Source organism: Duganella caerulea (genome assembly GCF_040362985.1).
Classification (GTDB): domain Bacteria; phylum Pseudomonadota; class Gammaproteobacteria; order Burkholderiales; family Burkholderiaceae_D; genus Rugamonas; species Rugamonas vulcania.
Window position 1 is genome coordinate 339922 of sequence record NZ_BPWJ01000007.1, and the last position, 25208, is coordinate 365129.

Consider the following 25208-nt stretch of genomic DNA (forward strand, 5'->3'; position numbering starts at 1 on the left):
TTACGTTTGATACGTTTTCGGCGTCAACAAGATTCGCTCACTTATGTACACCTAAGAGAAAGTGTAAACAGCTTCCGTAAAAAAGCAGTTGATCTGACTCGGCGGCCGTCATTCTTGGGAAATCGTATCTGCATCGTGCTGATGAGCAAACCCTTTCACCGCAGTCCTTCAGCAAAATCATTGCGAAAGATAGGCTAACGAAAGTAAATAACCTATTGATTTATATGAAAATTTCGCTTTTGTAGGCGAAATAGTCGGGATAAAATTGGTTGGGAAACCCAACTATCGAGGCTAACCAGGTGACACCGTTCGGCTTATTCCTTCAGCACATCAGGGGCGAAAGAAACCTGGCGCAAAAGCAGCTGGCAGGAATGTTGGGCATTGACCAGTCATATTTGAGTGGTCTCGAGTCCGGACGAAAGGGCGCTCCGCCCCCTGGCATCGTTACACGTCTTAAGGATGCCCTAGAGCTTAACGAGCGCGACACCATCGAACTTCAGTTGGCAGCCGAGCAGTCTCGGCGCAAGTTCGAAATTCCTTTCGCCGCAACCCCCTCTGAATATGTCTTCATGCACATCGCGGCTGGCAAGCTTGGTCATCTGCGGCCAGGCCAAATCCGAGCGATGCTGGAAATTCTGAATCTCTAAGGGAAGGGAAATGCGGAAAGGAGAACTCAACATGTAAAACAAAACGGGACAAACCTTTGACAGCTTGCCCCGTTCGCGGACAACTGACGCTGCCCAGGTCGCACTGCCAGTATCGTCAAACGCCCACGTCCGGTCAAGCCCCCCCACTATTTTGCTTATCTGAAGTTTTTCCACTTCAGGAGCCTTTGTGCGCCCATTTTTGGGCGTAAAGGGAGATATTTTGCGTCCAAAGTTCAAGAGCTTCCCAGTTATTGGCATGTCCAACAACGATCCTGGTCCAGCCGAACCTTCTAGCAGGCCAGAGAAATATCGCATCAAGTACACGGTGACGAAGAATGGAGAGCGGATTCCGTTGCTTGTCGATGCGGCAGGATGCCCGGTCCTGACCGCGACCGTGTATGTTTTTTCGGAACTTCGTGCTCGAGGCCGCGCAGTGAACACGATAGACGCCACGTTGAGATCGATACTGGTTTTCTTCCTGTTCTTAGATATCTATGAGATCGATTTGCAGGAGCGCCTGAGGGCAGGACAGCTACTTACGTTGAGAGAGATCGATGCGTTGGTGCAGATATGCCGCCTGCCTGTTGATCAAGTCCGCGCTTTCACCAAACCGATCGCTTCTTCAAATGTTCGTCTCCTCCCAAGAGCGCGATCTCAAAGGTCATCGCCGACCTCGGTGAAGTCGGCCTTCTGTGCGACTAGGCTACGCTCGATCCGCGACTATGTTGAATGGCTCGCGGTCTCCGGCTTCGGGACAGGTTCTCACTACAGCGCGTCAATGGCTGCCACGGTGCAGGCCTTCACTAAAGCGTTGAACAGCCGCATGCCTGTCAGCCACAGCAGATTGCGATCCGAGCGCGAGGGGCTTGATCGAAGCGAAGTGGATGAACTGCTCCGTATCGTCGATCCAGCTGCGCCAGACAATCCTTGGACGGATAAGCACACGCGAGTTCGTAATGAGCTAATTATCTGGTTGCTCGTCTATCTAGGAGTCCGTCGCGGAGAGCTGCTAGGTGTTCGCGTTTCTGATCTCAACTTCAGGAACGAAACCGCGACGATTCACAGGCGTGCTGATGACAAGGATGATCCGCGGCTATATCAGCCAAACGCCAAGACTCAGGCACGAGAGCTGCCAATGTCTTCGGCACTCGCTCAGCGCACTAGGGAATATGTCATATCGTTTCGAAATGGCGTTGAAGGGGCAAGGAAGCACGATTTTCTCTTTGTCGCCACTGATACCGGTCGACCGTTGTCGATAAATGGATTCGCAAAGATCTTTTATGCCCTTAAAGAGCAGCCGTTGCTACCGCAAAAGCTATTCGCACATCTACTACGCCATACCTGGAATGATCGCTTATCAGAGCAATTGGATGAAAACGCGACTCCAGAGGAAGCAGAGAGGAAGCTGCGCTCTTACTTGATGGGCTGGTCGGAGACCTCAGGAACGGCATCCACCTATACGCGCCGGCATGTTCGTCGTAAAGCAGCTGAAGCATCTATCGCGATGCAAAAAAATTTGTTCAAGGGGCGAACCCAATGATCCCGCATTCGGCCGCTCATCGTCCCACCTTGGTTTCCTCGTCGCTACAAGCACGCACGCGAAGCGGCATTGTGTTTGATCCATTAGCCGATATATGGCGATTTAGAGATGAGGTGAAAAACATATCAATGAGGTTTGACACGCTTCTGATTTCCACGAAGCTTCGAGCCCATGCAAAGCGGGTCTTCGCCTGGTATCTGCAGAATCTTTCGTCTACAACGGCAGAGACGTACCTGACAAATTTCCGTCACTTCCTGAAATCGTTGGCGGACTTGGGGTGCGCGCCGGCGGACGACATAAGTGTTGAAGCACTCTTGAGCTACCGGTCATCGTTGAGTCGGAATGACATGTGGCGGTTGGGTTCGGTGGCGGTAATTATCAGGAAATGGCATGCACTCGAAATCCCAGGTATCGCCAACGGAGTCATAAGCTTCCTCTCAGAGCTGCGAGTTCCTGGCAATGCCAAGGGGGTAGCTGTCCTTACTAGAAATCCCTATACCGGCCCATTGAACGACCTGGAATATGAGACGTTGCTGGCCAAGTTGCATTCGAATTTCTCTGCATCGAGAATCTCGCTGAAAGCATATGCGCTGGTACTGCTCGTAGCCGCATTGGGGCAAAGGCCATCTCAGTACGCCTCGCTTAAGGTTATGGACCTGGCTGAAAGTAGGACCAAAGCCGGCACGAAGATCTTCACGCTGAACGTTCCTCGTTCTAAGCAACGCGGCCAGCTCCACAGGGATCAATTCAAAGTTCGCGTTCTGAACGAGGAATTGGGTGAGCTGCTTACCAAACACGCAGCCCAAGTCAAGCAGCAGTTCTCCGCCTTGCTGCCGTGTCCTGACGAAGCCCCACTATTTCCAAGCCAAACCTTTGGGAATCAACCCAAAGGATTTGAATACCACCTAACGAGCACGGCCTTCACTAGGAGCTTGAAGAGGGCGGTGAATACGTTGGCCATCATATCGGTTCGCACGGCAAGCCGAATGAACATAAGCACATATCGCCTTAGAAGGACTGTGGGAACACGGGCTGCGATTGAAGGACTAAAAGCATACGTGATCGCTGAAATGCTCGATCACAGTGACACTCAAAGTGTAAGCGTGTATGTTCAAGCGGATCCCACAATGGTAAAACGCATCGATCGCGCGCTGGCATTTCACCTGGCCCCTTTAGCGCAAGCTTTTGCTGGCGTCCTGCGTCGACCTGGTGAGTCGCGGCCGGGAGATAGTGACCTACCGGAGATTTGGTCTCCGCAATTTGGCCGAGAAGGTGAACGGATCGGAAAATGCGGCGAGCTTGGCTTTTGCAAAGCATTGGCACCGATTGCTTGTTATACATGCAAAAGCTTTCAACCGTGGATTGATGGTCCGCACGACGCGATTCTCGACTACCTGCTTAGTGAACGGGAGCGGCTGGTGTCGTCGGCAGATCTGCGCATCGCTTCAATTTGCGATCGTACAATCCTGGCCGTTTCTGAGGTCATTCAGAAGTGCCAATCCCAAAAGGAGATTGGACAATGAGTCGGACGGTCGTATTTTGCGCTCGGGGTGACAACACTGCCGTGGAGAACATGCGAGCGTTCATCAACGTCGCCCGACATCACTTAGCCGTCTTTAGCACCGCTCTTGATTTTGAAAGCGATGTTTGGGATGTCACGGAGTTTGTTCACCTAAGGGCTAAAGCCAATAATAGACTGCGGCTCCTGTTTATTTCCTGGCGATCAGGGCTGCATCTTCAACCAACTTCGATGGCAGAGCCATTCAAGGACTTTGCGAAAGCATACTTGCGCTACATGCAAGGCCTGCGTCCTTCAAAGATCTTGACGCAGCGACTTGTGGCCTTGAGGGCGCTTGAAGCTGCATTGATAGAGGCTGGGGGAGTAGCGGACGCGACTATGACGACCGCCTTTGTCCTCAATAGAGCTACGCAGATGATTGCAGCTCGATACGCGAAAGGGACTGCTTACAGAATCTCACGCCACCTCGAAGCTATCGCTGACTTCATGCTCAAGAATCATTTAATGACAGTGCCCTGTCGCTGGCGGACCTACTTGGTCCGGCCAAATGACTCCAACAGGTTGGGCGTTGAGTTTGATCGGCGTCGTCGCTTGAAGTTGCCCTCCCAGACTGCCCTCGATGTGTTGCCAATGGTCTTTCGAGCTGCTATCGCGCCAGCGGATGTAATTTTCAGTTCGGTCGCCGCACTTCTTGTATCGGCCCCTGATCGAGTAAGCGAAGTATTGACCCTCGACGCAAACTGCGAGGTATATGAAAAGGGACTCGATGGCGAAAGTGTCTACGGGCTGCGCTGGTTCCCAGCGAAGGGAGCCGAGCCAATGGTGAAGTGGATTATTCCCTCAATGGTTCCTGTCGTGAAGGAGGCCCTGGCGAGAATACGAATTGCCACCGACGCCGCCCGGGAGGTGGCGCGGTGGTATGAATCGAATCCTACGAAAGTATATCTGCCTGCGGAACTTGAACACTTCCGCAGCGATACGTTGTTGACCAAATCGGACATGGCGCAGCTGTTTAACTTGTCGTCAGAAGATAGCGTTAATTTGACGTGCAAGACCTTTGGCATCGTTCCACTTGCGCGCGGACGAAACTGGCATGTTCGCTTTTACGATGTCGAGAAGTCGCTGCTCAGACATTTGCCAGCAGGTTTCCCCTACTTGGATGCGGAACTCGGACTCCTCTACAGCGAGGCATTATTTGTGGTGCGGCGAAATGAGCTTCATACGCAACGCAGTGCAAACCCTTGTCTCATTGGTGCGATCACATCAAATCAAGTTAACTCTGCGCTCGGCGGAAAAGTCGCTCACGGCTGTTCATCCATATTTTCCAGACTTGGCTTTTTCGAGGAAGATGGCTCGCCCATACGCGTCTCTTCTCACCAGTTTAGGCACTATCTAAACACGTTAGCCCAAATGGGCGGAATGAGCCAGCTTGATATCGCGAAATGGTCTGGACGACGGGATGTCCGCCAAAATCGAGCGTATGACCACATGACCACGGCGCAACTGTTGGAGCGAGCTCGTCAGGCCGTTGGTAATGGGAGCGATATGTTCGGCCCATTGGCGGCACTGCCAGAAAATCTGCCAGTTCGTAGAGAAGAATTCTCAAGACTACGCATGCCCACGGCGCACGTGACTGAAATCGGTTTCTGCATCCACGACTACACTATGTCGCCCTGCCAGTTGCATCGAGACTGCATTAGATGTGACGACCTCGTTTGCATCAAAGGAGATGAGTTAAAGACAGTCCGCTTACAGCAAGCGTTGGAAAACACTATCGATTTGCTTCGTAAGGCAGAAGATGCGGTAAAGGCAGGCTACGTGGGAAGCAATCGTTGGTACGACCACCACAAGGAGGCGGCCGCTCGGCTATCACAACTGCACGCCGTGCTAATCGATCCAACCGTACCAGATGGGGCAGTCGTTCATCTCGGCGCGCCGAAGGCTTTACTTCACAATGATTCAGCGCCCAACTTACTCGAGAATCGCTGCGGGGCGAGCGAATGACGAAAAGACGGTCCAGGAATCTCGATGATGAAATCATTAAACAAATCGTCGAGCTCATTGATGGTTGGGCCGGGGACCTGACATGGGCCAAGTTGATTCATGCGATTGAGCTTCGGTACTTCGCATGCTACACACGACAGGCCTTACATAATCACGAACGAATTCGTGAGGCGTTCAGGTTACGCAAGGAAGAGGCTGCATCATCCAGAGATGCTCCGACGACGCGAAACACCAGCCTTCAAATCGCTTTGGAACGAATTGCCCGTCTTGAGGCTGAGAACCGCCGGCTGAGAGAGGAGAATCGCCGCTTACTTGAGAAGTTCGCGACTTGGGCGTACAACGCGTATTCGCATGGGTTGAATGAGGAAGCACTTAGTCGGCCGTTACTAGAAGTTGATCGAGGACAGACAAGATAATGAACTTGAAACTCTACTTAGAGGATGAGTGGCCCCGGCGCGCGGCTTATCCTCAGATGTAGTTCCACTTCGAGGAGAGTCCGGTGATAGGTCCGCAATTTTGAATCCGATGTATCGAGCAGACGCAAGAAAATGGCATTCATCGATCTGATAGACTACCTTTTTCACGTTCTATTCGCATTAAATGACAAAGAAGAAAAGGAAGTCTAGCCCGAAGCCGATCACAACACCCGCAAAGTCCAAAGCGGAGATACAGGCTCCTCGGGCTTGGATGCAAGGACGAAGGTTGTGGGCAGTAGTAGCGTCTGCATGCGGCGTTGCGGCAGCCGTCATCACATTTGGTTACGGATTTATCAAGGACTACCGGGAAGGAAAACTTGGCGGCGAACTGGAACTCACTATCGACAACGTGCCGCTCAATCGCGGCATGCCAACCTATGTGTTCTTTCCGGTGACTGATGAGGGTGCGCGCTACCTCATTCCCGTCGGACTGGTATTGCAAAATCGCGCACCCGTAAAGGCGTCCGACGTCACGCTTTCAACTAGGTATGAGAAGCCAGCCGAACGTGCGTCTATGGCCGACTTGGGAGGACAGTTTTCGGGCGGCCGACTGGCTAGTGACCTGAAAAGCGAGTTGAATGGAAGTGACAAATATGACTATGTCGTCCATCGCGTCAATTTTCTGTCTGCTGGTGAAAGCTTTAGGCTCACGGACGGAGGCCAATCGTACTCGATACCAATAACGCTGGATTCGTACGAACCGCTGTTATACGGTGCTCACCAAGGGATTAATGTCAATATAGCCGCGGGCAGCGACCGTGACTCACGCCACACTTGGGACATCCGCTATCGCGCACTTGCAGTGCGGAACATGCAGCAGGTTCGCGAAGTGATGCGAACCTTTTATGCTAAACAGGTTGCGATCGATCTACGTGCGACGTTGACCACGAAGAGCTATCTGTGGCGGATTCTATTTGGTGAGGAGGTGAGCATCGTTGCCTTTGCTCCCGACTTTAAATATGTGCGTGAGCGTAAGCTCTATGTGCCTAATGACATGCCCAAAGAGCAGCTAGTGTACCGCTTTGACCCATATAAATGGACGCTGTTATTTTGAGTTGGTTCTCTCAGAATTTATGACAGCAAAAGACAATCAACATGGATACGATGATGACAGATTTCGACTACGACGAGTATGAAACGACATTAAATGGGCTACGCGATGAATGTCTACTTAATGCGCTTACCCCACAGGGGCTTATTGAAAAACATATAGACTGTTGCCAATCATCGACTTTGAAAGCAATGAGCCTTTGCTGTGAATTCAGCACTTTGGCCGAGCAACGGCAAGCCGAGAGCTTGCTGATCACGGGCCTCTTCAAACGGATTCCCAGAAGTGACCGTATTGCCGCCTTGTTGCTCAGCATGGAGGTTGGACGCCAGATTCAGCGACGTGATCTTGAGAAGAGGTTTGTACGTTATAAAAGCGAACAACCACTATTCACTAGGTTCCCGAAGTTGGATGGTCGTGCGCGTAAAGAAGAGTTGCTCCCTTGTGACAACCCTGCCTCGATTAGGTCTGATGGGATTGTCGAGCTTGAAGGCGGCTATGCCCGCCTTGATCCCATGCTGCCACCAGCTATCGTACACACGTTGGCGCAGCAGTTTCGCGAAGCGCCGCTGTACATCCGACTCGATCCTGAATTTGCAGAAAATAGTCTGCCGTCGCAACTGTTGCTGGAAGCGATTATGGTTCCAGCAAGGCACCTCTGGTGGCGAGACTTGGGCTTGCGTCATAGAGAGCAGACCGGAGCTCAATATAGTCTCATCCCTCCAGCATCGCCTCGTGATGATGCGGCTGCGTATGTCGAGTACCACGTTAAAGGCTTCCGAAAGCTCGAAACCATTACTCAGCGCAAAGACCCTGATCACTTGACTATGATGCTAGAAGAACTGCAGTTGCTCAGAAATGGAATGCTAATTGGGCGCTGTATCCACCTCGACACCAAGGCTCCGTACGGCACACCGCCGGATCGAGCCACGGTCCTTCATGTAGATCTCGCTATTAATGTTTACACTGATGCTAAAGTTGATGCACGCCTGATGTCTCAGATGAACGATGCCGAGAAGGTGGAGGCGAGCTTCCGCACGCACCTGCTACGCACCGAGGAAGTTCCTTTTGATGTCCTAATTCCGCTAAGCTTTATGTTCTTTGGCTCCGACCTACTAAAACTGGATTTGTTTACCAATCAGTTTTCACGTTAAGCGCTTCTTCAGGATTGCTAAGAAGACCCACTGCATCACATTGTCGTGAGTCCTCTTTGATGCGCAGCTTTAGCCTGCGAGGGCGAGCTACCCAGTATATTAAGGTCAGGCTTTCCCAAGTAATCCGAAACGGCCGTTGCCGCCGACTCCGGTGAAGGTCTCGATGCGTGCCAAATCTCGAATAGCTGTCGGCGGATCAGTATTTTCGATTACGATGAACTGCACTTTATCTTGAAGGCTAGCTAAGTGCTTATAGAAGTTCTCAGCGACGCTCGTAGTCTTGAGCTGGGCCTCGTCTACAGAGAGTTCACCATGACGCGAAGACATAGGCTCGCGATAAGTGAGAAGAGGTGTGTCGAGGACGACGAAGCCAGGATGCGGCAGTCTGTTCTCGATGCAATAAACGATGACTGCAACGTTGAAGGCAGCATGAAGAATTGCGCGAACACCCTTTCCATTCGCAGCACGACTCTTACCGCCGATGGTAATGTCATAAGCCCGTTCGTCGAACTGAACCTTGTCGGCATTGGGGAACTGCCAGGCGGTCAATACGGCCTTCACGGTTTCGCCAAATTTGAACGTTGTGGTTGAGTCTGGGCCAGCAGGCGGAGCCTTTTCCTCGCGCCTAGTTGGTTCGTTCTCAATTTCGGCTCGACGAGTGACCAACTTTGCGCGGCGCTGGTAGAGGTCAAGGACTTTGCTAATTTCAGTTCTCTTTGCTGTGTACGTCTCGTAGGTCTCCCGGAGCGAGGCTTCCAACGGACGTGTCTCTTGGATAGACTTGTCTAGAATTTCGATGTCGGTCTTTTGCTGCGCAAGCGTCTGGCCAAGGCCGCCGGCTTCAGCCTCAAGCGAAGTGATCGTTTGCGTGAGCTCCAACTGCTCTCGCTCGATCTTGCGCGCCTCAGCCGCCGCCGCTTTGTGTGCCATCGATATTTCTTCGGCCGCGTGGTTGTGCGTTTGAGCTTCAGAAGGTGCACCGCATACAGGGCAGTCCATATCTGCCATCGCCAAGAGAACGTAACCACCTTCCTCGATTGACTGCAAGCGCTGCAAGTCTGAGCTATAGACTGCTTGTAGCTTCGCGAAGCGTTGTAGTGTCAGGTCTAGTTGATTTGTTCGGTTGCGCAGTTCACGGTGGTGGTCGGTGGCGCTGCGCCGCTCGACAACCAGACTATCCAGCTTCTTCTGAGCATCCTGCAAACGCGTGGACAGATCACCCGTACTTTGATCCAGCAGCGCGAGCTGTTTCTCGGCTTCTTTCTCGTCGGGGCGATCTTCACCAAGCTCGATATCAAGTTGAGCGATTAGTTCGTTTACCAATTCAATCTTGGCTGTCTTTGCCACCTTTCTTTCGGCGACCTTGGGTACCGTCACGGCTGCGGAACCATCAGTTCCAGTAATCAGGAATTTAAATAGGTTCTGTTCGAACGTGCGCTCTGCCGGTGTACCTGAAGCAAAGACGGGACTCTTTTCTGCAATGATGTCTTCTTCAGACACGACGGCATATGGCGACAAGCGGAAGATGGACAAATTATCCTTTTTCCCGTTGGCGTCGCGCACGATCTGTTTGCCCGAAAATCCCATCACATCGAGCAGCATTTGTGAGACGGAGTCTGTTCGCCTGGTGTCATGCTGTTGACGTAAAACAGTGCCCTCGGGTGTTCTCGCGTTCTTGACTAGGCCTTCAAAGAGCTTGAAATGGCCGCCTTCGGTAGCGCGATAGAGCGTGACATTGCGACCGTCTGGCAGAGTCAGGCCCAGCCAGGCAGCGTCGTATGCAAGAATCTCTTCTGTCGCGGGCAAGCTCTTAGACACCCCAAGCATGAAGAGAATCGCCTTCGACGTGAATGACTTACCGGTGTTCGACGCGCCATAGATAATATTGAGCCCGTCGTCAAACTCGAGCTCGGCAGGTTTGATATTGGGGCCGGTAAAGGTAAGGTGGCGAAGTCGGATGCCTGTCATTTCGATAATCCTATTTGTGTCTCAGCGGCGTGGAATTCGGCAGTCCAGCGCCCAATTCTATTTTCAATTAGCCCCCGCATTTCCGCAGCTGTCCGATCGATAAAGTGGTTTGCCATCCATTTTGCGCGTTGCTTTAGGGCGAGTGAATAGGGCGCCTGCAATAGGTCGAGATAGCTCGGTGCCTCTTCGCTGGCGCAGTACTCAATTCCTGTTTCGCATTCGAACACCTCAATGAGGTGCATCTGCTGCATTATGCGCAGGCTTTGTTCTACTAATTGACGACGAACGAGCAACTCGCCGGCGCGATTGGGAAGATCTGGATGAAGGCTATCCGGCACATCCTGACCATCGAGGTCTCCGGTATGGACAACCAGGTGATCAAACCACGTCATTTCTGTTAGATCGCAACGGCGGGGATAAAATGCCTCCAGTACAACTAGTGCTCGAATGCCAGTCTCAAGCTTGCTGTTGAAGGGAGGGATGCCGCGCGCTGTTACTTCTATTGATGCCATGGCAGACGTCCTTCGTTTGCAAATTGATGGCAAGTTCCCTGCTTGATTTGCGGACCCGCATGCTTGCCCAGAACGCCTGACGGTTGGAGGACGGCGGCCTGTTTCATTACTTGGCTCAGCTTTGCGAAACCATTCGCATGCTCATCGCCATGAATCTCGACGACACCGTGGTAGATCTCGTCCTTGAATGTATTCAAATACTCCTCGGGAGTGGAATCTCGGTAGAAGCGATCGAAAGCCATCGAGTCGAAGAAGCGTGTCCGTTGGTCGCGCAAGTGCGTCCCGAACTGTGCGCTGGCCAACGCGGCTGCCGCATCGGAGTAATTGCCAGGTCCCTTTTCTGAATAAAGCTGGAGGAGTTGACCGATATACGCCGATTCGTTCGCTTGAATCTCTGCAGGTACTACCCCTCGTGGCGACGGCCCAGGATCTTCATTGAACCACTTTACAAGCACGGGCTTACAGGCAGCATCGTTTGCAAGCCGTGTAGAGTCAAGCCAATGGATCTGAGCGAAATCAAAGGCTTTGATTTTGGCTTCGATCGCAGGACTTAGTGAAATAGTCTGCTTTTCGACGAGTCGCCCTGCGATGTCGGCGTTCCATCGATCAAGGAAGGCCTGCCTAAAGCGTTCAGGATGGGCGATGAACTGCTGGACTGCCCGACCAACGCCAACTGGAGCAACGAAGAAGTAGGCGCGAGGCAAAGCGTAAGCGCCGTTTGCCGAGTGCATAAAGATCTTACCAAGCTCGACGAAAGCAGCGCTTTCGGATAGGTTTTTATTGAGTTGCTTGCATTGAAAATTGTCCCACGGGCCTTCCATGCGCATATCCGTGACATAGCCTGTAACGTCGCGACCCATGTCCCCGGTTCCCCGCCAGAGCTCGTGGCCGTTGTAGTCCTTGTAACGCTGCGCTAGCCAGTCGTTAACGAAGTCCTCCAATCGGTCAGCAGGAAGCGCCCGAATCAAGATGGCGTGGTTAATGCGCAAATATTTCTCCCGGTGACAGATTAGGATGATGTAGCATGATTGCAATCATACTAACAATCATGCTTTTCATGGGGAAAGTTTTTGAGGGGCGGCTTGTTGGCCCTGCACTTTAGCTTTTTAAAGTGCTTTTGACAGCTTCTGTCATCTTTACCAGGTGGTCGTAGTCAGCATCTCGTGCGGCCCGGATAAGGAAGTCACGCATCTCTTCGGCGCTCGGGCGCTGATCGAAGTCAAAAAAGTCCTTCAACTCCACTCCCAGTTCAACACGAACCTTGTCCAGAGTTTCGAGCGAAGGAAAGTGCGCACCTCGTTCGAGGCGGCTCAAGGATTTGGTATCGATCCCTATCTGGCCGGCCAATTCTTCTTGGGACAAGCCTTTGCGCTTTCGAAGTAATTGAACCCGCTCACCGACAAGGTGCTTTGGATCGGACATCGCACAACCTTCAAAGTAGAATCTAGCGAGTAAATCAACTTTGAAGGTTTATTTGAACCTCGTACAACGTCTATAATTGCGAAAAGTAATCGTATAGAGTTTACCTTGTCTAAAAAGGCATGAAGATGAGTCAATTCAAGAAGCTAGTGGGCGAAGTACGCCATGTCGGGCGCGTTCTCATGAGTGGGGGACCGGAAGACTGTTGCCAGCTCGATGTACTGGTAGTCAGGGATAGCGACAACGGTGAAGTGATTCGAATGGTGAACGTCATTGTTCCAAATGCGATCCACGAAGTCCTCAAGCCAGGGGAGATTGGACAGTTGGAGATCCTGATGTTGAACTATCCAAAACCATTCGGCAGCGCCGCTCGCTACTTCGTGTTGCGACTGGAATCTGCGAATGAGTGGATTGATGGCACTTCAAATGTGAAGGCGTGGGTGCAAGGGTCCAAAGGAGCCGCACTTCACTTCCTGTGGTTCGGGTTAATACTGATGCCAGCGTTCGGATTTGGTCTGCTGCTATGGATTTGCGCGGCAAGGTTGCTCGCGCTAAATGTGCCGCGTGCCGTGGCCGTGTCTTCACAGCGGGGGTAGCCGTTGTACTTCGTTACCGATGACGCATGGGAAGTTACGGACCCAGTAGTAAAGGCATTGCAAGGCGCCGAAGGACGACTGTTCCCGTACGTCGAACTGGCATTGAACCAGCCTCTTTGGCATCTAGATCTCTTGGTTAGCGTTGAGCATGGTGCTGAATGCTGGCGTCGTTTTATCTTGACCTCGTTAGAGCAAGCAGTATCGACAGCTGAAGAATATCCAGGCATCAGCCAGCTCCACTACCAAAGTGCGTTGTCTACCAGTGCTGAAAGAGACTACAGCATTTGGCACGTTCAAAAGGTGCTCGTTGGGCGTTGCTCGGATGGAAGGCTGGCTCATGTAATAGAGTTCCTGCACGGACGAGAGGTTTATCCTGACCGACGTTTTCTAACGTCCGAACTTGTGGATACCCGTTGCATATACGAAGCTTCCGGTTTAGCGGGGCAATCCCACTCGGATTAATGATTGTCTGCGCAGGTTATCTTCGCGTGCGCAAAATAGCTTTCGATCAATGGTACGCTTTTACCCTATGGATTGTTAGGGTACACCGGTACTTACTAGATCAAATCACTCAGCGTGCTGGCCTGATGGAATGAAAAAGATCGAAGCTATCAATAAACTAGTAACCTTGGACCAGTACGGGGTCTATGTGCTGACTCGAGGGGACCTGGCCAAGGCATTCCCGAATGAGAGAGAAAAAGCTTTTGAGAAATCACTGCAGCGCTTGGTTGCAGATGGCATCCTAGAGCGCGTTGCTAGAGGTGTCTATGTAAATTCCTTGGCTAGGTCCAAGCGAGGTGGTGTTGTAGAGGGCATCGCGGCCGTGCTGCGCCGTGGTCATTTCTCCTATCTCAGCAGGGAATCAATGCTTTCCGAGTACGGTCTTATCTCACAGATTCCGGTGAGCAGACTTATCTTGATGACCACGGGCGCCAGTGGAGTCTATGAAACCCCGTATGGTGTCATCGAGTTCAATCATACAAAACGTAGCATTGCAGAACTGATTCAGAGAACTGTTTCGGTGAAGGGGAGAACATTAAGACTGGCTACGAGAGAGGCCGCCTTGGAAGACCAGATCCGTGCTGGTCGGAATGTCAACATGATTGATGAGCATGAACTGCGCGAACAACTATTGTTTGGCAAATGAATAGTTGATTGACGGAATAACAGATTTCAAATATTGTCAGGTAAGAACTTACCATTAATTACGACGAAACTTGCGCTAACTTTCAAAAAGATACCATCATCCACGGGTTAGTTTTTCTCTTTTCGTTCTTAGTATTGGCTTACTCTGATGTCATTGAAACAAAAAAATTCTAAGGCCAATTCTGGAAAGGATTACAAGTCTGTGCCACAACTGACGTTGTTGAAACGGCAGTTTTTTCGGCATCTACGGTCCATTGCTGCCTTGGGCGGCAAGGAAAAAGATCAGTGCTATGTGGTTGACGCGATTGGTACCTTGATCGTGCTTTGGAGCGCTCACCATGTCCCGGGCATGACATGCAAGGGCTTTGGCTATTCTGAACGCCTATCGAAAGAAGTGGCCTTCACAAAATTCCTGGACTGGCTCTGCGCACAGAACTTTTTGGACGGTGCTTATTGGCTGAGCTCCGCCTACTCCATCTGGATGGGGACAGACTATCGCCAGCTGTTGGCGATGTACTTCACACCGCCATCGCTCACAAAACGGTTACTTGATGACCTTGAGTACGAAGGCGCATCCTTTGTATTGCATTCCTTCTTCGACCCTGCCTGTGGTGGTGCGGCATTCTTAGCCCCGATTGCCCAACGTATGAAGGCCGCGCTCAAATCAAAAGGAAAATCGGCGACGCAAATCGTTCGCCATGTCGAAAGCCATCTATTTGGGACCGATATAGACCCGGTTTTGTGTCGGATGTCTGAGCAGTTCCTGCGCATCGTCGTTGCCGAAGAAATAGCGTTATGTAAGATCGAACCTTCTTTTCACGTCGCTTGTGCAAATTCACTCACGGATGTCCGCAATCTATACGGCACCTTTGATGTTGTCGTTTGTAATCCACCATATCGCAAGATGCCTGCCGCTGAAGTGGTACTTCACCGTGAGCAATATGGACACGTCATCGACTCGCAGCCCAACTTGTATGGTTTGTTCATGGCACTCGGGGTCAAGTTGCTCCGCCCTTCAGGTGTCGCAGGGTTTGTAACCCCGACGAGCTTTATGTCCGGACGCTATTTTTGCAAGCTTCGTGAGCACCTGATGGAGAACGTAGATATCGCCAATATCGGTATCGTCAGCGATCGACAAGGGGTTTTCATCGACGTTGAGCAGGAAACGGCGCTAACTATTTTCAAGCATCGCGAGCCCAAGCAAGAGACACAGGTGTCGGCGAAGGTATCGGTCGTGTCTAAGGGGGGGGACCTTGCATCGGTAGGCAACTGCGATATTCCAAATTGCGGGAGTGTATGGCCAATACCGCGCGCGATAGGCGATGCCCAACTGATTCATCAGATGGGCAAGAGCAAGTATCGGTTAGTAGACTATGGTTTTGTGCCGCGTACAGGTGCATTCGTTTGGAACCGTGACAAGCGCGCTACTTTTTATCAAATAAGTGAAGCACGTGAGGCGAAAGCAAAGGCACCTTATCCACTCTTGTGGTCTAGCGACATTGCTACTGACGGGGCGATTAACTTCGGACAGAGTAAGAAATCGATCCGAGAACCAAGCTTTGTAGATATGGTGAGGGACGGGTCTTCCTCTATCTGTCGCCGCCCGTCTGTCTTGCTTCAGCGTGTGACCAGCAACGATCAGCCACTTCGTTTGGTTGGTGGCGTCGTCCCTGATACTTTGCTACGCGGCTTTGGTGGATTTGTTGGGGAAAACCATGTCGTTATTCTCGAATCGATCAGCAGCCAACAAAACGTGCCTTTAGAGCTGATGGTCAAGCTACTAAGCTCGCGTCCTGTTGATCGCTATTTCCGCTGCATCTCTGGCTCCACCAATGTATCGATCTTCGAGCTTCAGCAATTGCCTTTGCCGGCACCAGAAAGGCTGCTCGCTCTAATTGGTGAAGATCGCAATTTTGACGAGGTTGTACTACGCGCTTACCAATAGAAGCCTTCTTAATTTGAAGTGGGGTCGCCTCATTTTGATGAAATCCGCAATGCCAAAATTTGTATTCTTAAAGCCAAAAGATCGTGAAGAGCAGGCGCAAAAAAGAAAGGCGCAGGCGGAGCGCTTTTTGGCTGTTCATCGGAGCAAGCGGTCGGTATCTGAAGAGCGCAAGGTCGCATTGAGAGCGGAGGAAGTGGCCTCTCCTCCTCCGAGCGTCGCGCGCGCGCAACGCCCTTGGGCACAGGTTCGCGCGGGAAGTGCGCCCTTGATATATCAATCACGGGCGACTAGTGAGATTATTGCGCAGCAACCCTGGGCTCGGGAGTTGACGAACACTTTGCTCACTGCCGCCACCCAGAGTGGAGTGACGCTTTGCCTCGTTTGGCCGGCTAAGGTGGCAGCCCTGCCACTTCTCCACGTATTCGCCAGCGTTGAACGTGTATTTGCCAAGGACCTATTTGGCCTCCGAACGTTGCTCTACCCAGGCACCCACGCATGTCGGGCACCACTCCACAGCGTGCTCGCAGACCGCCAAGTACTCAGCGCTTTTTATCGAGCGCTTTGGGTGCAGCAAGAAAATGGCTCATTCGAGTCAGAAGTGTGCACATCGTCGACGGCATTCCTCGCAGTTCTATGGGCGCTGAACGACCTTACACAGCACACCCCTGGAGCTCCAAACCCTTCTCTCGCAGAACTCGTTCCAACGTTTGTCTTCGATCCCGTCAAGCGGGTTTGGGCTACTACAGTTTCCAACCCCCTGGAACGCACCCTAGCAAAGGTTGAACGTCTGGCGTTCCGACGGGACTTGCGCCATAGAGTTGGCCTTGAGTGGGGCATCCCGGACAAGGCGCCAAGCGCTCTCATGGTAATGCATCACACAGCAAAGAAGGATTCCTGGCGGACTGCATTAGATGCTCAGGCACTCAAGGGCTTGGGACGTCCAGAGGTTCTGTTGCTGGACGCGACTACTGCCGCTATGCGCACAAACTACGCGGCAGTCAAGTGCATCCCTGACTTCTTTGCGTTCACACAAGAGAACGGTTTTTCCAACTTAGGGGCCGTTGTCGTGACCGATGACCCCAAGACGTTCTTCATTTTGCGGGCGCAGTTAAATGGTTCCAAGACTGCGTTTACGACGAAGGTCTTAGCTGCGGAGGCCGACGAGGTGTTGCTTTCCGCGCATCCAGTTGCTGCTGAGTGGAATCCCGCTCAGCGCAGCAACTCGAATTTTAGCGTGAGCATCGTTGACCGAGACGCGTCGCAGCTCGCACTTACGCTCCAACGTTTGACTGCCGGAGCAGGCAGCGAAGAGAGTCTCGCCTACCAAGCACTGCTTGAGGCCTGCATGTACATCCTGCGACTGTCGAACATGCCCGCTGGATACTCCGACCTCACCACAATGTCGGCGGAGGCGGGTGAAGACTACAACAGCCAGCAAAACGCATGGACGCCGGTGAGGTTAAGGCTCATGGCAGCACTCTCATCCGGGGCGTTGAGGCAGGTACGCGCCGCCGTCGAACGAGCAATAACCAAGGCCGAGCAGCTCATCGATGATTGGAACGATTCCACGCCAATGGCGGCACGGATGTTGGCCGAAGTGCGCAAGCATGCAGTGGCAGGCCGAAAGAGCATCGCTGTGGTACTGCCGAGTAACAGATATGTTCGGCTAGCGAATGGTTTTCTTCAGCGAAAACTGGACACGGATTGGGCCGCTACGGAAGGGCTGATCGAGTGGCACACACTGTCCACCGTCGGCAAGACGCTCTCAGACGAACGGAAGGGCAGGCACTTCATTTTTGTCGGCATCAACGCCGATGTGCTGCGTATCCTATTAACTCATCCATACATCCCGCATGGCACCGCAGTACTTGTAGCCTATCAGCAGGCCGAATCCACCCTTACAACGCTGACCTGCATGAAGGAGGTGGATGCCTTCAAAGCTTACCGGGGGCGAATCGGCCTGTTGGCCCAGGAACTGGAAAGGCGCCTCGCGGAAGTACCGAACCCGTTGGTTATTAGCAAATTACGAGAAATGTCTCTGACTTTCAAGTTTGAGGAAAACAGCCACACGGGCCAGAGCGGTGAGCAGACGTACATTAAATTCGAGCTAGAAGGTGGTGGCCGTATGGATGCTTCTGGTTGGGTCTACCGTCACGTGCCTGATGAAGACCCCCCATTCCGCCGAGCAGCAGCCAGCGCCATCCGGCCAGGCGATTTTATTTTTTATATGACCGACGAACTGCGAGCCAAATTAGAATCGTCACTACAGCTGAACGGTGAAGGAGTCACCTCTGTGGTGGATCCAGTTCGCATGTTGCTTAGGCTGTATCACGACGATGTTCAACGGCGCTGCACGTTGATGTTCAAGTCCACAAAGCGTTCGGCGCTTGCGCGAGAAATACACGCGAAGATGGTTGAGCTGGACCCGATTGCAGGGGACTGCCGACTAGGTCGGGTGTATTACTGGTTAGCTCTGCAGGCAAAGGATGACACCAGGCCCCATGCCTCTAAGGATTCCAAGTGCTTCAAAGTTTTCTGTAAAGCTCTGGGCATTAGCGACGAGGCAGCCGAGCAACACTGGGGCTTCATTCGCAATGCACGGCGTGTTAATCAGCATCTTGGACGGGAGCTGGTCGCACGATACGCTGAGATTATGTTCCAGCCCGAGAGCGCGGCGACATATCGTAAGGTGCCCGACATCATCATCCGAGAACTGCAGCAGGAGGCGTTGGGCTGCGTCTATCGCGTCGAATCCGTTGTGCAACCTATACCGCGCACGACATCAAGCAACAAAGGAGAGACAAGTGCCTATTCTCAGTGAAAATCCCCGCGATATCCATCCCTCCTACAAGGAGGCTGTGGTCGACAGCCTTCTCAACGGGCTGTCAGCACGGCTCGCCGGCCGGGGTGACTTTTATCGGGTCGTATACGGGACTAAGCCTAGCGCCGCTTTGATGTCAGAGTTCATCGTTCCGATGCCGACTGAAGAGCGTGGCGGCGATGAAGAGGCTGACCCTATTCGCATCAGTGCGCACGGTTTGGACTTCCAGATTCGCTCGGATGCCATGGCCACCACGCTGGGCGTTTCACTAACGAGTGCAGTCTACGTTCGGATTCTTCCGACTGACGATGAGGTGAAGCCCGGGGGGCGATTGGAACCCACATTCCCCTTGACGCGAGAAGCACGGTCCGAAATCCGCGGGAAGGTCAAAGATGTGCTGGCGAAGCTCGTTGCGGAGCTACCTGGTGGCAAGTCGAATCCTGAATGGGCTGTGAAAAGCTTCGAGGCTCGCAAGCTTGTTTATGAATCGATGCGTCTGCCCTTCGACAATCGCTTGGACCGTGCGCCGATGGGCGACGAAGCCGAAGCCAAGGATGCTGAAGGAGAAAATGGTGAAGGTGTCGAGGACGGAGAGACACGGCCCGCTCAGGAGGTTGGCGTCGGCTTGTTTACGCCTGATAGCTTGGCCGATGACATTCTTCCCCCACCGAAGTGGCTCCGACTAGAGCTCAACTTGCCTTCCTTCGAGTTCAAGCCGGCTACTGCCGAGGCGGATGCCAAGCGGGCAACCGATGTACTGAATGATGCTATAGCCAAACAGATTGCAGACTGGGCTGCCAGCTCGGACCCCGATACGGGCGGAAAGTCGTGGGGATATCGCCGGAGTCGAGTACGGCCCTCCGACGTACGTGACTGGACTCGGTATTTGGAAAGAGTTCGCGCCTCGGCTCTTGCGGTCATCGTGCCAAAAATTGAGTTGCGCTGGGTTGTTCAAGCAATGCCCGACCCGGTCGACGCGACCCGAACGACAGTTCATGTAGCCTTGGAGAACTGGACGGCTCCGCTCACCAATACTAACTTCAAGGAGTTGGAACCCTCGGTCTTTCACGTTTCGGTAACTGTGGTAGTTCCAGCAACTGATCATCAGTTCCTGCGCTTGGATCGTGTCAAACCTTCCTACCGGTACAACCAGTACCTCACGTACCCGGCGCTGGGGTTCAATGGCGGTATCACACTGACCGTTAGTGGCGCGCAGCATCGGCTGACCACGACTTGGACGCCGCGTTACGTGCTGCCCCGAATCATCCCGACCGATGATGCAGTTGAGCGAAACATCGAAAAGCTGTCGAACCCTGATTGCCTAACCGGCCTGGCACCCCTCATCAAAGCCTACGAGTGCTGGCTGACCAAGGTGGCAAAGCATCCAGTGGATCAGGGTCTCGACGGGCCAAGCGCGGGCGAGCAGTTGGCTGCCGAGAAGGGTAAGCTGCACGTGGACCTAGTGGCTTGGCGTCGTGAGCTTGACGCTATCCGCTGCGGCTTGGATATTCTCGAAAAATCTCGCGCGAATTGGAGCGGGCCTGGAATCCAAGAATCACCGCTCGGCATCCCGTTTGAGGCGTGGGTGTCAATGAACGCCTCCATGGCAAAGGTAGCCAAGTTGAAAGGCTACGATGATTGGCGACTGTTTCAGCTCGCCTTCATCCTAGCGTCCATTCCGGCTTTCGCGACACGTATTCCCGAGTTCCATAGCTTTTACACACCCGAGGTTGCCGAACACGCCAACGCCGTGACGCTGCTGTACTTCGCGACTGGTGGTGGCAAATCTGAGGCGTTCTTAGGCCTGCTCACGTTCGTGCTCTTCCTCGACCGCCTCAGAGGCAAGCACAGAGGGGTATCTGCTTTGATGCGCTACCCGCTGCGATTGCTCACGCTGCAACAGGCACGCCGCACCTTCGCGACAATGGGCGCGGCCGAAGAGGTTCGACACTCACGTGGGCAGCCTGGAGAGCCTTTCTCCCTCGGGTTCTGGGTGGGCGGCAGCAACACGCCAAATTGGCATTCTGATGACGGATACAGCGAAGTCCCAACCGACGACGAAGTTGCTCCGAACGCTGAGTCCAAGCACAAGAATGTCCAACCCTACAAGAGCGCTCGCGAACGCTGGTTGAAGCTGTCGTCGTGTCCATTCTGTGGTAACAAGGATGGTAGCCTGCTGGCACTGCGTCGCCAAGCAGGCGTTGGCGCCAACGCGATGGGGCACTACTGTACGGCACCTAAAGAAAACTGTTCCTGGAACGCTCGATTCGACAAGCCGACGCCACTTCCCTTTCACATCGTAGATGAAGACATCTACGCCAAAGCCCCGTCCGTTTTGCTGGGTACAGTAGATAAGCTCGCCGCTATCGGCCAATCGCAGGGAACTATACGCAGGTTCTTCGGCATGTTCGGGTTCGCGCCACTGGTCGAGACTGACAGCGATCGTCTAATTGTACCGATGAAGGTTAAAGACTGGGATGGTCATCCTGGAGCTGGTACACGTGCGTTGTTCCCCTCCTTCGCGTCAGGGGAAAAGCGATTCTTTGACCCGTTTCCTGCCCTATTGATCCAAGACGAGGCGCACCTGCTTGACGAGTCCTTGGGCACCTTCTCCGGTCTGTTTGAGTCGGCTTTGGAAGCTGCGCTTGACCAACTTTCGACGTTGCTGCAGGGGCACCTGTCATATGAGCCAGACTCGACCATACGCCGAAAAATCAAGGTCATAGCCGCTTCGGCCACCGTCAGCGAGCCGCAACGACAGATGCGAAATCTTTACCAACGGGATAACACTGTTCAGTTCCCCTATCCAGGACCGAGCCTATACAACTCGTTCTATGCCACCCCCCTTCAACCAGACACTTCGGCTGACGATTCCGAGCGCGCAGGCATCGCCATTGACGATATAGAGCTACGCAGCCACTGGGGACGGGTCTACGCTTCTGTTCTGACCAATGGTCATCGACACACCGTAGCAATGGCCTCCGTTCTCGGACATTACCATGTCATGATCACCGGCCTATACGAGAGACTGCGCAGTGGAGATCAGGCTGAAGAGGATTTCGCCCGAAACGAGCTGATTCGATGGGTGTCGCCCGGCCCCCTGCAGGCGCAGTTCGTTCGTCTTATAACAGCTGCTGATGCTGCAACGTTACTGACACTGGTAGACCTGCACCGAATCGCCTTGACCTACGTTACCAATAAGAAGGGGGGCGACCAGGTCATCGATACCGAAAAGGTCCAATTCGAGAAGCTTCACCAGGCCGAAGGATTTTCCGAAAAGTCAATCATCTCGGAACTAATCTCAGGGGCAGTGTCTGCCGCCGAAATTCAAGACATTGTCCGGCGGGCCGAGACCCGTGTTGGTGTCGGTAAGCAGTTCCCAGAGCTCAACAACACACTGCGTTCAGTCATCGCCACCTCCGCCATTTCGCACGGTGTTGACGTAGAGGAGTTCAACGCTATGTTCTTCGCGGGCATCCCTTCGGACATCGCGGAATACATCCAGGCATCGTCTCGCGTGGGCCGGACTCACGTGGGCTTTTCGCTGTTGGTACCCGTACCTCAGCGGTATCGAGACAGGTTCGTGCTGGAGATTCATGATATTTTCCACCGCTTCCTTGAGCGAATGATCCTGCCAGCAGCGGTCGACCGATGGGCAGAAAAAGCGCTGGTACGCGTGATGCCGAGTTTTTTCCAAGAGTATGTGTGCGGAATGAACTCCATCGAGAGGCTGTGCGCGGCAGATGACGACAAGAAGCGCTACAGCCCAACATATGCCATGGCGCCCGATGTGCGCGACTTCCTAGCGGTCCCGGCCAACATGAAGACTACCGAAGAATTTATGGAAAAATCACTCGGCCTGTCCTTCTCTCCTTCCCCCGAGGGGAAGAGCTACTACCGCTCGTTACTCAAAGGCCAGCTCGTTCATTACCAGCAGGACTTGGGTATCGACCGGTTGGTCAATGGCACCCGTTTGGTCCAGTTCTTTGCGGCACGCAACAGTCAGCTGCGGCCGATGACCTCGCTGCGCGACGTGGACCAACCCGGCCTCATTCATGAATCAGGTGTGGACGCCGCTTACAAGCGTGTAGGTGACGGAATGACAGCTCGGGTAATGACCTTTATTCGTCGGGGTTCCGGCGCAGACATCGATTCAACGGACAGCGCTACCGAAGCGCGGAACTGAGGAAGAAACGAAATGGCCAAAGCCAAAACAATGAACCGCTCTCGCAATCAACTTGCGACGGCTTATGCCCCGGAAAGCTTCTTCACCTTCGAAGGTGGGATGGGTGCGTGCATTGCGCACTCATCCGTCGGCGAGCCAATTCAGTTGTCGGAATCGACCATGGATTTAGTGTTCGAGCGGATGAACGAGCTCGGGCGCGCCTGGTTCAATGCCGCCTCATCCGTGCGTGATGGTGACCTGACGAAACCACGTATCTTGCCAGCGCAGTGCGTGGACCAAGCCCTACTGGATCCCAGCAGGGCGGAGTTCCAGCTGCCGGGCCAGGACCGCTTCTATTTGTGTCGACCCTCACATATGGAGTACACGCCGGCACCTCTTACGTTTGTGTGCCGGACGTGTGGGATGTTTCAAGGCTATGAGACACTCGTGGAGTTAGACAAAAATCTAGGTAGCCTAACGCCTGAGCACTGCCCTAATCCAAGGCAGAAGAGCCAATGCGACTGGGAGCAATTGGACGTCATTTTCGTTCACTGGTCCGGACACTGGGAGGCAGCTTTTCCCGGGCAGTGGCACTGGAGTGACCGCGATGCAAAGGTTACCAAACGCTATGATAGCTGCGTCTGCGGCAGTTTTCAGTTCAAGTTAAATCGGCGCTCCGCAGGCATTGGGGATTGGTTCTTCGAGTGTGCCGCCTGTGACAAGCCGCTATCGCCAAAGTGGCTTCAGAATGACCGGGACACCCTGCGCATTCTCGGGCCGGCGATGGGCCCCGACCGGCTCACCGAGGTGCGGATGCAGGCGACACCCTATCGCGCATCGAGCGCGTATTACGTTAAGTCGGATCTGTTCATCGATTTCAAAGATGGGAGCCAGCAGCTGTTGACCCGCCTGCGGCCTGGGCGGGAAATGGAACTGAAGGACTTTATCGCCAAGCAGTATGGTTTTGCCGCTCAACCAATTACTGATGAGGACGTGCAAAAGGCCTGCGAGAATAAGCCGGAATGCGTCAAGGATCTAGCAGACTACCTGGCCGCTGTGGAACAGATTCGTATGCTCGAGGGGTTTTCCGAGCCGATGCGAACTACTCTCAAAGGTGCCATCGAGCTGGCATACACCAGCCGCCAGCGAATCTTAGATGACCTACGTCGGCGGCAGATTTTGATGCCTAAGGCAGATCTACCGACATCTGTTAACTGGAACCTCCAAAACAGACAGTCGATTTTCGCGTCGAAGTTCGACCCGTTCCGTTTGGCCGTCGAGCACGCGGCGCTTAAGAGTACGCGCCTGGAAGTCGAGACGCGAACGAACGGGAAGAAGCCATACGTCTCCTTCACTCGGCTCGATGAAGACCTGGCCCCCGAAGACAAAGGCAGGACGAACCAGGTTCAGGATGCAACGCGCGTTTTGCTCGACAAACTCGGGTTGGAGGAAATGGGCCTTATTCGAGAGTTCGACCTGTGCCGCTTTAGCTTTGGCTACTCGCGCATGGAATCCACACCCATCCTCCGAGAAAAGCGGGGTATGGATATGCCGGTTCGTCTTAACTTGTTCCCGCCGGTGAAGCAAAACGACAGTACGCGGTATCCCGTCTATGTTGTGCAGCAGGGAAATGAGGCAATCTACGTGCGTCTCAAAGAGGAGCTTGTCCTTGAGTGGCTGCATAGCCTTGAGTGTTCAGATATGTTTAACCTAAACCCAGGCGAGATAATTGGCGCAGGGTTGTTGGGTGCGGCGCAGCCGATGAGTCCGTTCTTAGACAATCTGCCAGAGACAGCAACTCCGCCGGTGTACTTCTATATTTATACGCTGCTTCACAGTTACTCGCATTTGCTGATGAAGCACGTTTCAGAGTACTCCGGCCTAGACCTAGGTTCGCTGGGCGAGTACATCTTCCCAGCTGACTTGGCCTTCGTGGTCTACCGCAATGGCACGACCATGGACCTGGGTAACCTATCTGCGCTGTGGCGTAACGCCGGCACAGCGATGCTGACCACGATGCTTGGCTCTAGGGCGACTCAGTGCGGCACGGGTTCGCTGTGCACTGAGCGTGGTGGCGCCTGCCCCGACTGTGTGATGATGCCAGAAACCTCCTGCGTCGCCGGCAATAAACTCCTATCACGCTCGGTACTACGGTCTATCGGTGGACGGCCTCGTCTGGACAAGCGGAGTGCACCGATTCGCGGGTACCTTGACATGGTCAAGCCGTAGGCGGTGCGTGCGGCGGCGT

General features: G+C 53.3%; 16 protein-coding genes. 12 read left to right on the plus strand and 4 right to left on the minus strand.

From position 1 onward, the window contains the following. The first annotated feature begins 269 nt into the window (after positions 1-269). The 6 genes from ACUJB0_RS22180 to ACUJB0_RS22205 all read left to right on the plus strand — a co-directional run bounded on the left by ACUJB0_RS22180 (position 270) and on the right by ACUJB0_RS22205 (position 8388). On the plus strand, positions 270-647 hold the full coding sequence (locus ACUJB0_RS22180; protein WP_444847104.1) for a helix-turn-helix domain-containing protein: 378 nt from the start codon (positions 270-272) through the stop codon (positions 645-647). Positions 648-834: 187 nt separating this feature from the next. Next, positions 835-2187, plus strand: a complete 1353-nt coding sequence (locus tag ACUJB0_RS22185) for a tyrosine-type recombinase/integrase (protein ID WP_444847105.1) — start codon at positions 835-837, stop codon at positions 2185-2187. After that, positions 2184-3710 carry a site-specific integrase gene (locus ACUJB0_RS22190; RefSeq protein ID WP_444847106.1) on the plus strand — a complete coding sequence of 509 codons (1527 nt, stop codon included), beginning with the start codon at positions 2184-2186 and terminating at the stop codon, positions 3708-3710. Before ACUJB0_RS22185 ends, ACUJB0_RS22190 begins: the two co-directional genes overlap by 4 nt. Before the next feature lie 50 nt (positions 3711-3760). Further along, positions 3761-5710 (plus strand): integrase, encoded by a 1950-nt coding sequence (locus ACUJB0_RS22195; protein WP_444847107.1) that lies wholly within the window; start codon positions 3761-3763, stop codon positions 5708-5710. 600 nt (positions 5711-6310) lie between these two features. Then, positions 6311-7240 (plus strand): hypothetical protein, encoded by a 930-nt coding sequence (locus tag ACUJB0_RS22200; RefSeq protein ID WP_444847108.1) that lies wholly within the window; start codon positions 6311-6313, stop codon positions 7238-7240. A 41-nt stretch (positions 7241-7281) separates the two neighbouring features. After that, positions 7282-8388: a hypothetical protein gene (locus ACUJB0_RS22205; protein ID WP_444847109.1), complete on the plus strand. Its 1107-nt coding sequence runs from the start codon at positions 7282-7284 to the stop codon at positions 8386-8388. A gap of 105 nt (positions 8389-8493) precedes the next feature. Here ACUJB0_RS22205 and ACUJB0_RS22210 read toward each other — a convergent pair whose 3' ends face one another. The 4 genes from ACUJB0_RS22210 to ACUJB0_RS22225 all read right to left on the minus strand — a co-directional run bounded on the left by ACUJB0_RS22210 (position 8494) and on the right by ACUJB0_RS22225 (position 12290). Next, complete coding sequence (locus ACUJB0_RS22210; protein ID WP_444847110.1) at positions 8494-10356, minus strand: hypothetical protein; 1863 nt, start codon at positions 10354-10356, stop codon at positions 8494-8496. Then, complete coding sequence (locus ACUJB0_RS22215) at positions 10353-10868, minus strand: ABC-three component system middle component 2 (RefSeq protein WP_444847111.1); 516 nt, start codon at positions 10866-10868, stop codon at positions 10353-10355. The genes ACUJB0_RS22210 and ACUJB0_RS22215 overlap by 4 nt, the downstream gene beginning before the upstream one ends. Beyond that, positions 10856-11857, minus strand: coding sequence for an ABC-three component system protein (locus tag ACUJB0_RS22220; protein WP_444847112.1), 1002 nt, complete (start codon positions 11855-11857; stop codon positions 10856-10858). Before ACUJB0_RS22220 ends, ACUJB0_RS22215 begins: the two co-directional genes overlap by 13 nt. Positions 11858-11966: 109 nt before the next feature. Beyond that, positions 11967-12290, minus strand: a complete 324-nt coding sequence (locus tag ACUJB0_RS22225) for a helix-turn-helix domain-containing protein (protein WP_444847113.1) — start codon at positions 12288-12290, stop codon at positions 11967-11969. A gap of 119 nt (positions 12291-12409) precedes the next feature. Here ACUJB0_RS22225 and ACUJB0_RS22230 point away from each other — a divergent pair, with 119 nt between their 5' ends. From ACUJB0_RS22230 to ACUJB0_RS22255, 6 genes are all read left to right on the plus strand, one after another. Beyond that, positions 12410-12883: a hypothetical protein gene (locus ACUJB0_RS22230; RefSeq protein ID WP_444847114.1), complete on the plus strand. Its 474-nt coding sequence runs from the start codon at positions 12410-12412 to the stop codon at positions 12881-12883. Between the two features lie 592 nt (positions 12884-13475). Then, the gene (abiEi, locus tag ACUJB0_RS22235) at positions 13476-14030 is read left to right on the plus strand and encodes a type IV toxin-antitoxin system AbiEi family antitoxin (protein WP_444847115.1); all 555 of its coding nucleotides are present in this window, start codon (positions 13476-13478) and stop codon (positions 14028-14030) included. A gap of 147 nt (positions 14031-14177) precedes the next feature. Then, the gene (locus tag ACUJB0_RS22240) at positions 14178-15974 is read left to right on the plus strand and encodes an HsdM family class I SAM-dependent methyltransferase (RefSeq protein ID WP_444847116.1); all 1797 of its coding nucleotides are present in this window, start codon (positions 14178-14180) and stop codon (positions 15972-15974) included. Further along, on the plus strand, positions 15928-18795 hold the full coding sequence (locus ACUJB0_RS22245; protein ID WP_444847117.1) for a hypothetical protein: 2868 nt from the start codon (positions 15928-15930) through the stop codon (positions 18793-18795). Before ACUJB0_RS22240 ends, ACUJB0_RS22245 begins: the two co-directional genes overlap by 47 nt. Then, complete coding sequence (locus tag ACUJB0_RS22250; protein WP_444847118.1) at positions 18779-22981, plus strand: C-terminal helicase domain-containing protein; 4203 nt, start codon at positions 18779-18781, stop codon at positions 22979-22981. The genes ACUJB0_RS22245 and ACUJB0_RS22250 overlap by 17 nt, the downstream gene beginning before the upstream one ends. 12 nt (positions 22982-22993) lie before the next feature. Beyond that, positions 22994-25189, plus strand: coding sequence for a DUF8724 domain-containing protein (locus tag ACUJB0_RS22255; RefSeq protein ID WP_444847119.1), 2196 nt, complete (start codon positions 22994-22996; stop codon positions 25187-25189). The last annotated feature ends 19 nt before the right edge of the window (positions 25190-25208 follow it).

Excerpts from the sequence above, each read along its gene's own strand:
- ACUJB0_RS22230 (WP_444847114.1), top strand. The coding sequence starts at position 12,410 with ATGAAGATGAGTCAATTCAAGAAGCTAGTGGGCGAAGTACGCCATGTC.
- ACUJB0_RS22255 (WP_444847119.1), top strand. The coding sequence starts at position 22,994 with ATGGCCAAAGCCAAAACAATGAACCGCTCTCGCAATCAACTTGCGACG.
- ACUJB0_RS22190 (WP_444847106.1), top strand. The coding sequence starts at position 2,184 with ATGATCCCGCATTCGGCCGCTCATCGTCCCACCTTGGTTTCCTCGTCG.
- ACUJB0_RS22225 (WP_444847113.1), bottom strand. The coding sequence starts at position 12,290 with ATGTCCGATCCAAAGCACCTTGTCGGTGAGCGGGTTCAATTACTTCGA.
- ACUJB0_RS22200 (WP_444847108.1), top strand. The coding sequence starts at position 6,311 with ATGACAAAGAAGAAAAGGAAGTCTAGCCCGAAGCCGATCACAACACCC.
- ACUJB0_RS22210 (WP_444847110.1), bottom strand. The coding sequence starts at position 10,356 with ATGACAGGCATCCGACTTCGCCACCTTACCTTTACCGGCCCCAATATC.
- abiEi (WP_444847115.1), top strand. The coding sequence starts at position 13,476 with ATGAAAAAGATCGAAGCTATCAATAAACTAGTAACCTTGGACCAGTAC.
- ACUJB0_RS22205 (WP_444847109.1), top strand. The coding sequence starts at position 7,282 with ATGGATACGATGATGACAGATTTCGACTACGACGAGTATGAAACGACA.
- ACUJB0_RS22215 (WP_444847111.1), bottom strand. The coding sequence starts at position 10,868 with ATGGCATCAATAGAAGTAACAGCGCGCGGCATCCCTCCCTTCAACAGC.
- ACUJB0_RS22240 (WP_444847116.1), top strand. The coding sequence starts at position 14,178 with ATGTCATTGAAACAAAAAAATTCTAAGGCCAATTCTGGAAAGGATTAC.
- ACUJB0_RS22195 (WP_444847107.1), top strand. The coding sequence starts at position 3,761 with ATGCGAGCGTTCATCAACGTCGCCCGACATCACTTAGCCGTCTTTAGC.